This window comes from Nitrospirillum viridazoti CBAmc, assembly GCF_000730165.1.
Taxonomy (GTDB): Bacteria; Pseudomonadota; Alphaproteobacteria; order Azospirillales; family Azospirillaceae; genus Nitrospirillum; species Nitrospirillum viridazoti.
In genome coordinates, this window is sequence record NZ_CP022112.1 from 48873 (window position 1) to 65376 (window position 16504).

The 16504-nt window shown below is 66.7% G+C and carries 11 protein-coding genes; 6 read left to right on the forward strand and 5 right to left on the reverse strand.

Annotation, left to right across the window (positions count from 1 at the left end):
- Positions 1-16: 16 nt before the first annotated feature.
- A complete protein-coding gene (locus tag Y958_RS22225; protein WP_088874185.1) occupies positions 17-2155 on the forward strand; it encodes a glycosyltransferase family 2 protein in 2139 nt (712 codons plus the stop codon).
- Complete coding sequence (locus Y958_RS22230) at positions 2155-3939, forward strand: HAD family hydrolase (protein ID WP_088874186.1); 1785 nt, start codon at positions 2155-2157, stop codon at positions 3937-3939. The genes Y958_RS22225 and Y958_RS22230 overlap by 1 nt, the downstream gene beginning before the upstream one ends.
- A gap of 19 nt (positions 3940-3958) precedes the next feature.
- Here the strand turns inward: Y958_RS22230 and Y958_RS22235 are convergent, their stop codons facing one another.
- Entirely contained in the window at positions 3959-5125 is a 1167-nt protein-coding gene (locus tag Y958_RS22235; protein ID WP_088874187.1) for an AGE family epimerase/isomerase, read from the reverse strand.
- 554 nt (positions 5126-5679) lie between these two features.
- Here Y958_RS22235 and Y958_RS22240 point away from each other — a divergent pair.
- From Y958_RS22240 to Y958_RS22250, 3 genes are all read left to right on the forward strand, one after another.
- Positions 5680-7881, forward strand: coding sequence for a TonB-dependent receptor (locus Y958_RS22240; protein ID WP_088874188.1), 2202 nt, complete (start codon positions 5680-5682; stop codon positions 7879-7881).
- Between the two features lie 154 nt (positions 7882-8035).
- Positions 8036-9031, forward strand: a complete 996-nt coding sequence (locus Y958_RS22245; RefSeq protein ID WP_244909642.1) for a nucleoside hydrolase — start codon at positions 8036-8038, stop codon at positions 9029-9031.
- 12 nt (positions 9032-9043) lie between these two features.
- A complete protein-coding gene (locus Y958_RS22250; protein ID WP_088874189.1) occupies positions 9044-11224 on the forward strand; it encodes a formylglycine-generating enzyme family protein in 2181 nt (726 codons plus the stop codon).
- A gap of 103 nt (positions 11225-11327) precedes the next feature.
- Here Y958_RS22250 and Y958_RS22255 read toward each other — a convergent pair whose 3' ends face one another.
- The 4 genes from Y958_RS22255 to Y958_RS22270 all read right to left on the reverse strand — a co-directional run bounded on the left by Y958_RS22255 (position 11328) and on the right by Y958_RS22270 (position 15891).
- Positions 11328-12110: a substrate-binding periplasmic protein gene (locus Y958_RS22255; protein WP_186291558.1), complete on the reverse strand. Its 783-nt coding sequence runs from the start codon at positions 12108-12110 to the stop codon at positions 11328-11330.
- A gap of 118 nt (positions 12111-12228) precedes the next feature.
- A complete protein-coding gene (locus Y958_RS22260; RefSeq protein WP_088874191.1) occupies positions 12229-13011 on the reverse strand; it encodes a substrate-binding periplasmic protein in 783 nt (260 codons plus the stop codon).
- 164 nt (positions 13012-13175) lie between these two features.
- Complete coding sequence (locus Y958_RS22265; protein WP_088874192.1) at positions 13176-14135, reverse strand: nucleoside hydrolase; 960 nt, start codon at positions 14133-14135, stop codon at positions 13176-13178.
- 22 nt (positions 14136-14157) lie between these two features.
- Positions 14158-15891, reverse strand: a complete 1734-nt coding sequence (locus Y958_RS22270; protein ID WP_244909643.1) for an amidohydrolase family protein — start codon at positions 15889-15891, stop codon at positions 14158-14160.
- Positions 15892-16206: 315 nt separating this feature from the next.
- Between Y958_RS22270 and Y958_RS22275 the strand changes: the two genes are divergently transcribed.
- Entirely contained in the window at positions 16207-16476 is a 270-nt protein-coding gene (locus tag Y958_RS22275) for a hypothetical protein (RefSeq protein ID WP_088874194.1), read from the forward strand.
- Positions 16477-16504: the final 28 nt, after the last annotated feature.

Here is a 16504-nt window from a genome sequence, read left to right on the forward strand (position 1 = left end):
ATGGTCTGTGCTGACAATGACACTCTCTAGGACGCCAGCCCCGCATGATGAGGGCGACGCGGTGCGTATTCTGGCGGAGCGGGATGGCGAAATCGCAAGCCTGACGCGAACCCTGGCGGATCGTGATCGCACTATTGCGTATCTCAACCAACTCGCTGGGGAGCGCGGGCGTTCTTTGCAGGATGCCGAAGCGGCGAACGTCGCGTTGCGGGCGGAACTGACACGGATCTACCAGTCGCGCAGTTGGCAGCTGACCGGCCCCTTGCGCTGGTTGTTGCGCCGCGCATTCCAGGGCCGCGCCGCGATGGTCACGCTACTGTGGGCCTTCAGGCGCCGGGGCCCGAAGGCGACCCTCACCGACGTTCGCCGGATTCGGCAAGACCATGGCATCACCGGTGTGAAGTTCTGGCTGCTGAACGGCGTGGCGCCGGGCGGGGCGGCGCAGGGTGAACCGGGCACTGATCTGGCCGCGACCAAGGGGGCCTTGGCGGATGTGCGCGGACCCGACGGCTATGTCTATCGCGCGCCGCGCCGGCCTGCGGACCTGGATGCGCGGCTCAAGGACCTCTCCACCACCTTCTCCATCGTGGTGCCTATCTACAATACGCCGCCGGCCTTGCTTGAGGCCGCGATCCGTTCGGTGGAGGCGCAATGGTATCCCCACTGGCAGCTGGTGCTGGTGGATGACGCGAGCCCCAATCCGGCGACACGGGCGGCGTTGGAGCAGCCGCGCGATCCCCGCGTCACCATCCTGCGGCAACCTGCCAATCAGGGCATTTCCGGCGCCACCAACGCCGGCCTGGCCGCCGCCACGGGCGATTTCGTCGTTTTCCTCGATCATGACGACGAACTGACGGCCGACTGCCTGTATGAGCTGGCGTTGTGTATCGCGGCCCACGATCCTGACTTCGTCTATAGCGACGAGGACAAGATCACCGAGGACGGCCGGTTCACGCAGCCGTTCTTCAAGCCGGACTGGTCGCCCGATACGATGATGAGCACGATGTACACGTGCCACGTCAGCTGCGTCCGGCGCAGCCTTGTGAACGAACTTGGGGGGCTTCGGCCGGAGTATGATGGCTGCCAGGATTGGGACCTGGTCCTGCGCCTGGCGGAGAGGACGACGCGCATCCAGCACGTGACCAAGGTGCTCTATCACTGGCGCATCATTCCGCAATCCACGGCGGCCGACCTGAACGCCAAGCCCTACGTCGTGTCCGTATCTGAACGCTTGCGCGCCGACACCTTGGCCCGCCGGGGCCTGAAGGGCACGCTGGAGCCTCTGCCCCAGCTGCCTAGCTATCACCGGGTGCGCTACGACATCCGGGGCACGCCCACCATCTCCATCATCATCCCCTCGCGCGACAACCAACCGGTGCTGTCGGCCTGCCTTGACAGCATCCGCGCCCGGTCCAGCTATGACCGATATGAGATCGTGGTGTTGGATAACGGCAGCCGGGAACCGGCCACGCTGGGTTACCTGAACCGTATCCGGGCCTGGCCCGGGGTCAAGGTCATCCGCCATGACGCCCCATTCAACTATTCGGAACTGAACAACTTGGGCGTTGCCGCCGCCACGGGGGACATCCTGTTGTTCCTGAATGATGATACAGAGGTGCTGACGACTGATTGGCTGGAGCGCATGGCGGGCTACGCGCAGCTGGATCATGTGGGCGCCGTGGGGGCCAAGCTGCTGTACCCGGGTGGAGAGAAGGTACAACATGCCGGCGTGCTGAACCTGTTCAACGGTCCAAGCCATGCCTTCCTGCGGCAGGATCGGAACCACTATGGCTATTTCCTGCGTAACTTGCTGGAATATAACTGGCTGGCCGTGACCGGCGCCTGCTTGATGGTGGAACGGCGCAAGTTCGAAGCGGTGGGCGGATTCGATGAGACCTTACCCATCGCCTACAACGACGTGGATTTGTGCATGCGCTTGCACGAGGTTGGCTATTACAACGTCATGTGCCAGGCGGCTGAGTTGATCCACCACGAATCCATCAGCAGGGGCCTCGATTTCGTGTCCCCGGAAAAGATGGCGCGGTTGGAACAGGAGCGGGGCCGGCTTTATGACCGGCATCCCGGCTTGTTCCTGCACGATCCCTTTGGCAATCCCAACCTGCATCCCAACGGCGGCAATTTCGAGATCGCGTGATGACGGCCATGATTGACAGCCTTGACCCGGCCGCCATTTCGGGCGGTCCGTCGCTTGGGGACCAGGTCCTGCATGAGGCCATCATGGCTGCGGGGGCTGTATCGTTCGGTTTTTATGGCACGCTGTTCCATCGCGCCGCCCCCTCGCCGGATGCCGTTTTCGATATGCTGGGGCGGCGCTACTCCATGTCGGGCTTTTCCGCCCAGCGTAAAGCCGCCCAGGCGGAGGCCTTGGACCGGGCGCGCAAGGCAGGCCGCCGGGAAATCACGCTGGCCGGCATTTACGATTGCCTGACCCTGGAGCCGACGCTGGCCGCTTGCATAAAGGCGGCTGAAGTGGCGCTGGAATTGGATCTGCTGTGTCCCGATCCCATCGCGATCGCCGCGCTCCGGCAGGCGCAGGCGTCGGGCCGGCGGGTGCTGATCGTCGCCGACAGCTATATGGGTCGCGCCTTCGTGCGTGACGCGTTGGGCCGCCACGGGCTCGACTCCGTCGCCCTGTTCATCTCCAGTGATTGCAACCTCACGGCCCGGGACGGCGACCTGTTCGATCTGGCCATCGACTATCTGCAATTGCCGCGCGAGCGCGTGCTGCACGTCGGTTGTGACGTGCAAGGCGACGTGGCCCAAGCGCGAGCGAAGGGCCTCGCGGCGGCTCACTATCAGGGCCGCGGCCAAGGCAGCGATATGTCCGTTGGCCCGGTGACTCCCATGTCGGCGGCCTTGCCCGCGGGGACGTTGCCGCCCCGCGATCTAGGGTATCGTGTTGCTGGCCCTGCCGCCGTCGGTTTCTTGAACTGGATCGAACGCCAGGCCAAGCTGGACGACATCCGGCACCTGCTGTTTTGCTCACGGGGCGGCTATCTACTGGAGCGCCTGGTACAGGAAAGCCCGGGCCTCTGGTCCCTGCCGCCCTGCAGTTTCCTCCCCGGGTCCCGGATTGCCTTCGACCTGGCGGCAATGGATGACCTGAACTTCGCCGACTACCTGCCATTCCTGATCTCCAGATCGGACGGTCTGGCGCCGTTCGAGGTGCTGGAGCGCATCGGCGTTCCGGCGCCGGCGCCGGAGGTGATGAAGAAGTATGAGCTGGGGGATGAGATCAGGCTGTCGCCGGCGGCGCATCCGCGCCTGCGCGGATTCTTGTTTGAGTATCGATTTGAGATTCTGAAGGTTTGTCGGCGCAACCGCCGGGCCCTCTTCACCTTCATGAGGAATCTACGGCTTGCGCCGGAGACACCCGTGGCTCTGGTCGACCTGGGGTGGGACGGTGCCACGCAGGAAGCGTTCGAAACGGCCTTGAGCGGCATGGTGGACCTGAGCGTCCACGGCTATTCCTTCGGCCTGACGGACGGCGAAGACAGCCGGCGGCGGCGGCGTGCGCGCCGGATGGCGGCCCTGTTCACCGACACCGACGTGGCACCAGCTATTCTGCGGCGCCTGCATGCCAACCGGGCGTCGGTCGGGCTGCTGTTCGATGCCCGACGCCAGGTCGCCATAGGCCAGGAGGTGATAGGCAATGACGTGCGAGGGGTGGATGATGTGCGGTGGCACCCCGATGCCGCCACCGGCGCCGCGATCTCGGCCATGATCGATGGGGCCATGGCGTTCGTCCAGGATTATGCCGCGGGTCTGGCCGCTGAGGCTGTCCGGGCGCCGGCGCTGGAAATGGCCTGGCCGCTGGTGCAGCTGCTGGACCGGCCGGCCTCGTTGGCCGAGGATTTGCGGGCGCAGGCGGATTTTGATCCATGGACGGCCAGCCGGCATCTGCGGCAGGCCAGATAAGGCCTGCCCGCCGCGTAGGTCAAGTATCGGCGCGGGCGGCTTCCATCGCCGCCAGGAACAGGTGGTAGGGCGTGCTGCCCGGCAAGTCGCGCATGGTGGGCACGCCAGTCTCGTCCTGTGTTTCAATCCAGCGCCCGCCGGCCGGGTCGAGAAACGCGGCCTGCAGGTGGACCATCAGCCGCTGGGCCAGCGCCCCCGCGGCGTCGCCGGCGCTCGTGCCGTGGTGCCGGCGGGCCTGCGACAAGGCGGCCTTGATGGCCTCCGCCACTGGCCAGATGCGCCGGGTACGCAGGACGGGCGCGCCTTGGGGATCCATCTGGTCCATGATGCCGCCGTCGGGCAGGAAGCCATGCGCCACCGCCTTGTCGAACAGGGCGTCGGCCAGCGGCAACACGGACGTGTCGCCGCCTTGTCCGGCGTACCGGTCCAGCAGCCAAGCCCACTCGAAATGGTGGCCGGGCTCGACGATGTGCCCGGTGGCGGGATCAGGCCGCCAATCCTGGGTGAAGAACTCTCTCAGGGTATTGGTCGTGCCGTCAAAAAAGCGGGCCTGGAACAGATGGATGACGGCGGTCGCTTCCGATAGCCACGCGCTGTCCCCAGTAACCTCATGCAAGGCCAACAGGGCTTCCAGCAGATGCATGTGCGGGTTCTGGCGGCGCGTCGCGCCATTCGGGACCCATTCCGCACTTGCCCCTTCCGCCAAGCCGCCCCAGCCGCCGTCCGCCAGCGCCGGCATGGCCAGGCGGTCGCGCATCAGCGCCCAGGTCTCTTGCGCCAGCGTCAGAGCGCGGGGGGCGGCGAAAGCGGCATGTACGTAAGCCAGGCCAAACAGGACGAAGGCGTGACCGTAAAAGTCCTTGGAGTTGTCCAGGGGCTGACCGTCGGGCAGCACCTTGAAGAACCAACCGCCATTGCGGTCATCCCAGAAATGGCGGACCAGGAAGTCGTAGCCGCGCTCGGCGGCGGCTTGGCCGCTGCGGTCCCCCAGCAGCGCGCCATGGGCCAGAACGTACAGTTGGCGAGCCTGCACCATAGACCGCTTGTAGCCTAGCGGCAAGGGCTGTTCCGCCGAATCCAATCGTTCATGGAAACCGCCATGGACCGTGTCAGCGAACCGGTCGCGGCACAATGGCAGCAGGCGGTTGAGGGCATAGTCGGTAAGGGCGGGTAAGGATAGGGACATGGCGACCTGGGGCTGTAGCGGCTGCGCTCTGATGTAGCGGAGCCGGCATGGTAGAGGTTAAGGCGTGGCGAACCGAGCCTCGGCATTACTGATCCTGTAGTTGAGGCGGTAGCCGGACCCCGGGCGCTTTCTATCCCCAGCTTTGCCGACGGACAAGCCGCTCTGAGTCGAACGTTCAAAAGTTAGGCATTGTGTGCGCGCATGCCTATTTAATGTTCAGGTCAAATTTAAGTCTACGGTATTCCCCCTAGTGTCTTCTTGATGTCTGGAGATGCCAGAAACTGGCGTCATTCTTGCTAGCACCCCTCCCCAACTGCCGCATTGCGGCAACACTCGCGCATCAAATATGTGCGTTGCGGCAAAATTCCGGTCTGGCCCTCGCTTTCTTGTTGGATTTGAAAGACCTTCGGGAGTAGTGGGGCTGCCGCAAACAAAATCTGCCATGTACCCTCCCCCGGCTGTTCCCAGCCTAGCCTTTTTGGCGCGGGGACCGGTGCGACGGGCAACGCAAAAGCAGGTCCGGCAAGGGCCTGGAAAAAGTGAAGGGATCGAGCATGATGAGGGTTGAGAAGGGCCGCGGGCTGAAGTCCGCGCTGCTGGGTATGTCGGCTTTGAGCCTGCTGGGTTTGGCCAGCGTGGCGCAGGCCGCCGATGACAGTTCCGACAAGCTGGACGAGATCATCGTGTCGGCCGAACGCCGGCCGGCGCTGGAGCGTGAGGTGCCGATCGCCGTCACCTCCATCAGCGGGGAAAAGCTGGACGTGCTGAACTCCGGCGGCCAGGACATCCGTTTCCTGGCGGGCCGCGCCCCCAGCCTGCAGGCGGAGTCATCCTTCGGCCGCACCTATCCGCGCTTCTACATCCGCGGCCTGGGCAACGCCGACTTCGACCCCAACGCCTCCCAGCCGGTGTCGGTGGTGTTCGACGACGTCGCCATGGAAAACCCCATGCTGAAGGCCTTCCCGGTCTTCGACGTCGGTGCGGTGGAAGTGCTGCGCGGTCCCCAGGGCACGCTGTTCGGCAAGAATACCCCGGCCGGCGTGGTCAAGATCGACAGCGCCAAGCCCAGCGACACCTTCGGCGGCTTCGCCGACCTGACGTATGGCACCTATGATACGGTGAACTTCACCGGCGCCGTGGGCGGCCCCATCGTCAAGGACGTGCTGAAGTACCGCGCTTCGGTCAGCCTGCAGCGCCGCAACGACTGGGTGCAGAACCAGGACATCTCCACGAAGAACGACACCGACTTCGAGGGCTATCGCGATCTGGCCGGCCGGTTCCAGCTGGAATACACGCCGAACGAGAACCTGGACATCCTGCTGAACGTCCATGGCCGCCAGCTGGATGGCTCCGCCCGTCTGTTCCGCGCCAACATCATCCAGAAGGGCACCAATGACCTGGTCCCCGGCTTCGACATCGAGAAGGCCAACCAGGACGGCGCCAACCCGCAGAAGCTGAATTCCTTCGGCTCCAACCTGCACGTCGTCTATGACGCCGGCCCCGTCACTGTCACCTCGGTCAGCGGCTATGAGCGCGCCAACGTGTTCAGCCGCGGCGACATCGACGGCGGCGTGCCCTCCGACGTGCCGTTCTCAGTGGAAACCGGCGGCTACAACTCCCCGCGTGAGCTGAGCCAGGAAGTGCGCTTCGCCTCTAACGACCTGGGCCCCTGGCTGCTGCAGGGTGGCCTGTACTACTTCAACTCCTACCTGACCGGTAAGGACTACGACTACGTCACCGCCGACGGGTCGATCGACAACCAGGTTCGCCACAAGGACCGCAGCGAGACCGACGGCGTCTTCGGTTCGGTGAAGTACAAGATCACCGACGACCTGACCCTGGGCGGCGGCGTACGCTATTCCCACGACAACAAGTCGGTCGAGTCCATCCGCGACTTCGGCTTCACCGGCCCGATCTACCTGCGCACCAGTGTCAACGGCGGCAATGCCTCCTGGGACATCTCGGCCGACTACGCCGTCAACAGCGACGTGAACGTCTTCGCCCGCGTTGCCACCGGCTACCTGGCCCCGTCCATCCAGGACCGCATCGCTTTCGCCAACGCCACGTCCTCCGCCAAGGCTGAGACCACCATCTCGTATGAAGCGGGCGTCAAGTCGTCGCTGTTCGACAAGCGCGCCAGCTTCAACCTGACCGGCTACTACTACGACACCAGCGACATGCAGCTGACCGCCGTGGGTGGCGCCAGCAACACCGCCCGCCTGCTGAACGCCGACCACGCCGTCGGCTACGGCGTGGAAGCGGAGCTGGAGGCCAAGCCGGTGGAGCACATGCTGGTCACCTTCGGCGGCAGCTACAACCACACCGAAATCCAGGACCCGAACGTGTCGGTCGCCACCTGCGGCGGCGGCTGCACCGTGACCAACGCGCTGAACGCCCAGGGCAACGCCCTGCTGGACGGCAACCCGTTGCCCGAGGCGCCGGAATGGGTGCTGAACGCCACCTTCCGCTATGGTGTGCCGGTGGGCGACAAGGGCGAGGTGTTCTTCTACACCGACTGGGCCTACCGCAGCGACGTGAACTTCTTCCTGTACAAGTCGACTGAATTCACCGGGAAGTGGCTGCTGGATGGCGGCCTGCGCCTGGGCTACAAGAATGACGCCGGCTATGAGGTCGCGGCTTTCGTCCGTAACGTGTTGGACCAGGTGCGCGTCATCGGCGCCATCGACTTCAACAACCTGACGGGTATGGTCAACGAACCCCGCATCATCGGTGTGCAGGCCAAGTACTCGTTCTAAGACGTGGTCATGGGCGATCCCGGTGGCGGCTGGCCTGCCATCGGGTGTCCATGAGACGAGTTGTTCTGGCAAGGGCCCGGCCGTGGCAGCGACGGGTCCTTGTTCCTGTGCGCCCCCAACCGTGGGCGGCCATTCCGTGCCTTGGGGGATACCCATGACCCGGTCCATGCTTCGGATCGCCTTGCTGTTCCTATTGCTGTGCGCGGGTGTCTTCTGTGTCGCCCTGCTGGCGGGTCCCGGCACCGCCGCCCCGGCGGCGTCAAGCCGGGAAAAGGTCATCATCGATACCGACATCGGTGATGACATCGATGATGCTTTCGCCCTGGCGGCCGCGCTGAATGATCAGCACCTCGACATCCTGGGCGTCACGGCAGCCTGGGGCGACACGGGCCTGCGCGTGCGCCAGCTGCAGCGCCTGCTGACCATCGCCGGCCGCGCCGACGTGCCGGTGACGCAAGGGCCCGCCACGGCCAACGCCACGCCCTATACCCAGAAGCGCTGGGCGGAAGGGCAGCCGGCGCCGGCCGCGCCCGTGCCGTCCTCGGTGGACTTCATCCTGGAACAGGCGCGTCGCTACCCGGGGCAGGTCACGCTCATCTCGCTGGCGCCACCCAGCACCCTGGGCGCTCTGATCGACCGTGATCCCGCCGGCTTCGCCAAGCTGAAGCGCGTGGTGATGATGGGTGGCTCGGTTTATGCCGGCTATGATGACACCGGCTACGGCCCGCTCAAGGGCCCGACGCCGGAGTACAACATCTATTCCGACATCGCTTCGGCCAAGAAGCTGTTCACCAGTGGCGTTCCCCTGGTGGTGATGCCGCTCGACAGCACCCGGCTGAAGCTAGATGAGGTGAAGCGCGACCTGCTGTTCGCCGCCGGCACGCCCATGACCGACGCCCTGGCCCTGATGTATCACCAGTGGCGGCACCTCAACGGCTGGGGCCAGATCACGCCCACGCTGTTCGACCTGGTGCCCGTGGCCTATGTCCTGGATCCCAGGCTGTGCCCCACAACGCCCCTGCGCCTGGTCGTGGGCGACAAGGGGGAGACGACACCGGCGCCAGGCCCGGCCAATGCGCAGGTCTGCCTGAAGGAGGACAAGGAGGGCATCCTGGATCTGCTGATGAACGGCCTGCTGGCCCGGCAGTAGGGGGAACGTCCCATGCGCCGCCTGCTGGCCGCCGCTTTTCTAGGCATGCTTTTGACCGGCACCGCCGGGGCGCAGGACACCCAGGCGGTGCCCTATGGCAGCTGGAAACAGCTGATGATCAACGGCCCCGCCTGCCTCACCTGGCGGGAGGCGTGGGAAGGCGGGACGCGGGAGTGCGCGAACGCCGATTACGAGGCCTGGCTGGCGGACATACGTCACTGGCGCCAGGAACGGCGCATCCGCATCGGCTATGATCCCGCCCGCTATGCTGATCCCCGCCTGGCCTGGACGCGCACCAGCTTCGTTCAGACCCAGATGATGGTGGAGGATCGCTATTTCTATGATCCGGTGGCCGGCCGCTATACCGTCGATCGCTACCTGGATGACCTGACGGCCCGCTTCGGCGGCATCGACGCCGTGCTGCTGTGGCCCGACTATCCCAATATGGGCATCGATGACCGCAACCAGCTGGACCAGGTGGCCAACCTGCCGGGCGGGCTGCCGGCGGTGAAGGCCATGGTGGCGGATTTTCACCGCCGGGGCGTGCGCGTGCTGCTGCCCATGATGATGTGGGACCAGGGCACCCGCGCGCCGGACCATCCCTGGCCGCAGGCCATCGCCGAGATGGCCAGGGAGATTGGCATCGACGGCATCAACGGCGATACCCAGGACGGCGTGCCTCTGGCGTTTTCCCTGGCGGCCGACAAGACCGGCCATCCGCTGGCCTTCCAGCCGGAAGGGGTGCTGGCGGACGAGGCCGTGGCCTGGGACCTGATGTCCTGGGGCCAATACACCTTCGCGCCCGTGCCCAAGGTCGACCGCTACAAGTGGCTGGAGCCCCGGCACATGGTCAACATTTCGGACCGCTGGGCCCGGGACAAAACCGACGACCTGCACTACGCCTTTTTCAACGGTGTCGGCTGGGAGGCGTGGGAGAACGTCTGGGGCATCTGGAATGGCATCAGCGCCCGCGATGGCGAGGCGATGCGCCGGGTGGCGACCCTGGAACGGGGCTTGGGAGGCCTGCTGTCCAGCCCGGACTGGCAGCCCTTTTATCCCACCCGTGCCGCCGGCGTGTACGCCAGCCGCTGGCCCGGTGCCGATGGCCGCGTGGCTTGGACCATCGTCAACCGCAACGACCACCCGTTGGATCAGACGGTGCTGGCCGTGCCGGCGGACGGGGCGGCCTCGCGCTATTTCGACCTCTATCACGGCGTGGAACTGGTGCCGCGCCGGGAAGGGGGCCAACTGCTGCTGTCCTTCCCGCTGGAGGCTCAGGGCTTCGGCGCCGTACTGGCCCTGCCGGACGCGCCGGATGCCGCCACGCGCGGCCTGATGGCGCGCATGAAGGCACTGACGGCCACGGATCTGGCCAGCCTGCCGCGCGTGTGGGCGCCGCTGCCGCAGCGCCTGGTCGATATCCCGGCCACGGTGCCCGCCGTCGCCGCGCCCGACGGTATGGTGGAAATCCCGGCGGGCAACTTCACCTTCCGTGTCCAGGGGCTGGAGATCGAGGGCGGCACCAACGCCGGCGTCGACGTCGCCTATCCCTGGGAGGGGGAGGCGCGGCGCTATCACGAGCATCGCCTGTCGCTGCCGCGCTTCTTCATGGACCGCTTTCCCGTGACCAACGCGCAGTTCAAGCGTTTCCTGGACGCCAGCGGTTACCACCCCAGGGACGACCGCAACTTCCTGAAGGATTGGAAGGGCGGTACCTATCCCGCCGGCTGGGACGACCGGCCCGTCACCTGGGTGTCACAAGAGGATGCGCGGGCCTACGCCGCCTGGGCGGGCAAGCGCCTGCCGCACGAATGGGAATGGCAGTACGCGGCGCAAGGGCGGGATGGCCGCCGCTACCCCTGGGGCGACACCTGGCGGGATGATGCCGTGCCCGTGCCGGAACGGGGCCGCGCCGTGCGGCCGCCCGATGCCGTGGGCGCCCATCCAGCGGGGGCCAGTCCCTTTGGTGTCCAGGATCTGGTGGGCAACGTCTGGCAGTGGACGGATGAGTACCAGGACGAGCATACCCGCGCCGCCATCCTGCGCGGCGGCAGCCTGTACCAGCCCCAGGGCTCCATCTGGTATTTTCCACAAGCCTACCGCAACGACCAGCACGGCAAGCTGTTGCTGATGGCCCCCTCCCGCGATCGCTCCGCCTTGGTGGGCTTCCGCTGCGTGAAGGACGCGGCCTAGAGCAAGATGCGATCAGCCATGATCGCATCTTGCTCTTAACCTGTTCATGATAGAGCGGAACGCGATCAGGTGACTCCACCTGATCGCGTTCCGCTCTAAGGGATCAAAGCCCGGGAGCCCGGCCCGTGTGACGCCGGGCGATACGCTCCAACGTGCCGTCCGCGGCCAGGCGGTCCAACCCCGCCTCCAGCCGTTCCCGGACCTCAGGATCCAGGTGGCGGGAGAAGACCATGTATTGGTCCTCCACCGCCAGCGAATGGGGCAGGATGCGAATCCGCCCGTCCCAGCCGTTGCTCTGGATGACCTCCGTCAGGCCGGGGTTGCGGAAGATGAAGAAGCGGCCCCTGCCGTTCATCAGCTTGCGCAGGTTGGTGTCGCTGTGCGCGGCCCAGGCGTCGATGCTGTGGTCTTCGATGCCGGCGCGGTGCAGCCGCTCCAGAAAGGCGGAGCCGGCGTTGACCAGGATGGTGTCGTGTCCGTCTGCCAGCGCCGCGCGCAACTCATCGAAGGTGGCGATGTCGGCCGGGTCGTCGGCGCGCACGGCCAGCACCGTTTCCATGCGGATGACGGCGCGGTGGGAATAGAGTATCCGGGCTTCCCGTTCCGCCGTGCGGTAGTAGCCGCAATCCGTGTCCAGCCGGCCGGCCGCCAGTTCCTGCACCGCCCGGTCATGGGTCAGCCAGTCCGTGGACCACACCAGCCGTACGCCGGCCACCTGGCGCGTCAAGGCCAGCAGGATTTCCTCGCACATGCTGGGGGCTTTGGCGTCCGATGGCCCGTGGCGCGGGATGCGCAGCTCCAGAACCGGTGTCGGCACGCCGCTGGGTGCGGGGGAGGCGTCCGCTCCCCCCCATGCGCCAAGGAGGGCGACTGTCAGCAGCGCCACGCGCCGCGCCCATCGCGCCATGCCTTTTCGATGTCGGCTTTTCCGGTCCACGCGGGCCCCCGTTTCCCACAGACGCCAGTTTACACCCTGGCGCGGCGTCTTCTAAGCGCGCCTTCGGTCAGGCCATGCCCAGGCGCACGCGGCGGGCCAGCGCATCCAGATCGGCGCGACGGGCCAGGATGGCGGCGTCCAGGCTTGCCACCACGGCGGCGCAGTCGGGCAGGCTGCGCCGGATGGCGAGGGTGCGCACCACCTGGCCCAGGAAGGGGCGCGGGGTATAGGCCAGGGTGCCGGTCAGGCCGGCGGCGCGGGCCAGATAGCCCATCTGCAGCTCGTCATGGACAAAGGCGTCGATGCGGCCGGCAGCCAGCATCTTCAGCACGCTGACGGGATCCGGCACCATCGCCAGGGTGGGGATGGTGCCCACATGCTCCGTCGCCCAGCCGTTGCCGACGTAGCTGCCCAGACTGAAGGCCGCCAGCTCCTCCAGGCTGCCAACCGCCTTGAAACGGTCGTCGTCACGGCGGTGCCAGATGCCGATGTCGCTGGTCATCACCGGCTGCAGGCAGAACTGGACATAAACGGCGCGGTCGGCGGAGGGCACGGTGCAGAAGCCGTCCGCTTGGCCGGCCCGCACGGTGGCCTGGGCGCGGCCCCAGGGCATCAGGCTGGTGGTCTGGCTATAGCCGGCGGCCGAGGTCACGACGTCCACATCGTCTTTCAGCAGGCCGGTGGCGTTGCCGTCCGCGTCGGCATAGCTGAAGGGCACCACGTTGTCCGCATAGACAAAACGCAAGGGCAGTAGCGCCGCGCGGGCGGCGTGGGGGCCCAGGGCCAGGCCCAAGCCAGCGCAACCGGCCCCCCGCAACAGGGCGCGGCGGTCCATGATGATGCCACTCATCTAGCCCCCCGCGTGTTCGGTCCTGGATGATCGAAGGTGCCGGGACGTGCGTTAACTAACGATCTGGAAACAGGTCGGTTCGTATTCCTAATCCGGACAGGCTACACCAGAGGGGCTGTGGGTGAAAGCGCCACCATCGATAGTGGTGATGGCGCCACCCCGGATCAGCGGACGGCGTCCGTCATCATGCGGACGAAACCTTCGCGGTCGGCGCGCTTGATGACCCGCATGTTGGGCACCTGGGGCGCCAGATCCGGATCGGCGTCGGCCGCGTCCGGCAGAATGGCGGAGGAGACGCTGGAATAGCCGCGCGTGAGCGTGCCGGCTGTCTCCACGTCCACCACGCAGTGCTCCGCCTCCAGCACCAGGGCCTCATTCAGGGCGCAGGCGCAGGTCAGGGCGTCGGGATGAATGCTGCCGTCGATGCGCTGCCGATCGCGCGAGAAGGCCAGGCTGTCGCGGTTTACGCGGGTGAAGAACTGGGATACCGGGGTGCCCAGGGCCGCGATGGCGTCCAGCTCGGCGCTGGTAATGACACCCTCGACCATGGAGCGGGTCCACGTCAGCATGCTGGCCTTGAAGCCGGCGTTAACCACGATCTTGGCGGCCTCGGGATCGACATAGAAATTGAACTCGGCAGCACTGGTGACGTTGCCCACGGCATTGTCGGTGCCGCCCATGATCCACAAATGCTTGGTGGCCTGGACGATGGCCGGTTCCTTCATCACCGCCAACGCCAGGTTGGTCAGGGGCGCCTGGGCGATGATGGTGACCTCGCCGGGGTGGGCCAGGACGGTGTCGATGATGGCGTCGACAGCGTGCTTGGCCTCCGGCCGCTGCTTGGCCGGCGGATAATTGGCGTCGCTCATGCCGTCCTTGCCGAAGACGTAGGCCGCGTCCAGCGGCTTGCGCATCATGGGCAGGCGGGCGCCCGGGTAGACCGGTACCTCGCCGCCGCGGCCGGCGGCCTCGACGGTGTATAGCGCGTTCTCCACGCACTGGTCGAAGGTCACGTTGCCATGGCAGATGGTGATGGCGTCCAGCGTCACCTTCGGATTGCGCAGGGCCAGCAGCAGGGAAAAGGCGTCATCGCCGGCGGTGTCGGTGTCGATCAGAAGGCGCATGGGCGCGGTCTCGCTTCAGAACTCAATTGGGGGATTGGCCAAGGGATGCGGCGGTGGTTTTAGAGCCGTGGCCCTGGCCCCACAAGCCGCTTTCGGCCTCGGCGGCCACGGCCGCCTCGAAATCGTGGAAGTCCGCCTCCAGCCGCCATTGCAGGGCGGCCTTGGGGCTCTGGTTCAGGAAGGCCTGGCAGGCGGCGGATGGGCTCGTGCCGGGGTGATCGGCGGCGCAGGATGCCACGAGCTGCCCCGGCATCCCCCACAGGCTGGCGCCGGGCAGGAAGGCATGCTCCAGCCCGTTGCGGGAGAAGGTTTTCAGCGTGGCGTAATCCAGGGCGTAGGTTTCGGCCGCGCGCACATACTCATGCGTCAGGTCGATACGCGACACGCCCTCGTCATCCGTGGACAGGGCCAGGGGCACGCCGAATGCGCGGTAGGCGGTGATGGGGTGGTCGCGGCCCTTCACGCCGAGGATGACGTCGTTGCTGGTCAGGTTGATCTCCACCAGCACGCCCCGGTCGGCCATGGTCTTCAGCACGTGCTGGGCATCCGTCTCCTGCCCGATGTCCACGCCGTGGCCGATGCGCTTGGCGCCCGCCACCTCCACCGCCAGGCGGATGTGATCGCGCAGGTCCTCTGGCGGCACCAGGCCCAAGGCCAGCTCACCGGCATGCAGCGACAGGTTGGCCGCCGGCATGCGCCGGCCCAGATAACCCAGCAGGCGCATCTGCAGGCCATAGTCCTTCAGCGTCACCGGGTTGTCCTCCGGCGCCACCAGGTTGACGCCGACGAAGCGCGGGTCGGCGGCGGTCAGGGCGTAGCCGTACAGGCTTTGCGCGAACACCTGCGGGGCGGGCAGCACGCGGATGACCTGGGCCAGATAGCGGATGCTGACGGCGCAGCCCGGCTGGGCGTCTGCCGTGCCGCAGCGCAGGATCTGGCGCATGCGGGCCTCCGCCGCGTCGGTATCGGTCTTCGCGGCGGCGATGATCGCCGGCAGGCCGGGTTCCACCTTGGCGCGCCAAGCCTCGAACGTGGCGGTGTCGCCGGGGATGGTCCCAGGGGCCGGTGTGCCCAGCGGGACGGCCAGGGCCGCCGCCTTGGACATGCCGTTGGACCACATCAGTTCCAGGTACAGCACGTGGCTGGCGGCGGCGCGGTTCGCCGCCTCCGCCAGCATCTCGGGCACCCGGGTCTTCAGCGCCGGCTCGAACTTGGCGAAGCTGTCGAAGAAATGGTCGTGCCCGGATTCCGCGCCCGCCACGAAGTTGCGCATCGACAGGGCGTTGATCAGCCGGTTGTACAGGCCGACGTCGCGCCGCGCGTCGGCCGCCGGCACCAGGCCGCGGGTGCAGGGGGCGGGCTTCAGTACCAGCGCCTTGGGGTCGGCGCACGCCGATTCCGCCGCCGCCCAGTCCACCATGTTCTCGGCATAGATGCCGCCGCTCATATGATTGTGCAGGTCGGCGCCCTTGGGCATGCGGCGCAGGAACATCGCCAGCCGCACCGGGTCGGCGCGCAGGTGGCGGAACAGCGCGGCCGTTCGGGACTCCGGCGTCTGGGGGGCTGCGGCCGGGGCGGGGGCGGGGGGAGCGGCCACCGGTGCGTCGCCACGGCCCCCGTCGGCAGCACAGGCGGCCAGAAGCACCAGGCCGCCCGCCGCCAAAATGGTGCGGATCCGCCCCGCTCCGGTATGCTCCGTCCGGGTACGCCCCGCCTGGGTGCGCCCCACCTGGGTGCGCAGTGCCCCCATACTCATGCCCCTCGCCCCTTGTCATTTCACCCGCCCACGGATGGCCGCCGCCGGGATAGGTCAGGGTCGGGCCGTCGACGCGTCCTGGGGCGGGGGCCACGGGGCGGATACGCCGTTGCCAGTCCAGGGCATTATGGGCATTGGCGGCCAGTGGTGCCACCGCCCAAATCCGGGAAGACTTTCAAGCCGGGCAAGGGTGTCCCGCCATAGCCGCCGGCTATCAAAACGGGATGTTGAACCTTAACCATTGGCCGTTAAACTTCCGGCTGACCAGGGCGCTCCCGTTCCGGGGCGTCTTTCCAGCCGTCAGGAGATCCCAAGGTGCGCGCCCTTTCCGCCCTCACCCTTTGCACCCCGCTTGCCGCTTTGCTGCTGCTGTCCTTGCCGGCGGCGGCGCAGACCCCACCGGCCGACCCCGACAAGAAGGCGGTGATCCAGCAGCAGAAGGAGAATGAGGACGCGGAAACCCTCTGCCGCGTCATCAAGGACAAGGCCGACTACGACAAGTGCCTGGAACTGTACTTCCTGGACCAGGACCAGTTCCGCGCCTTCCTCGATGCGCACAAGCCCAAGCCCGCGCCTAAGGCCTGAGAAAGAACGGCCGCCCTGGGTGTGCCCA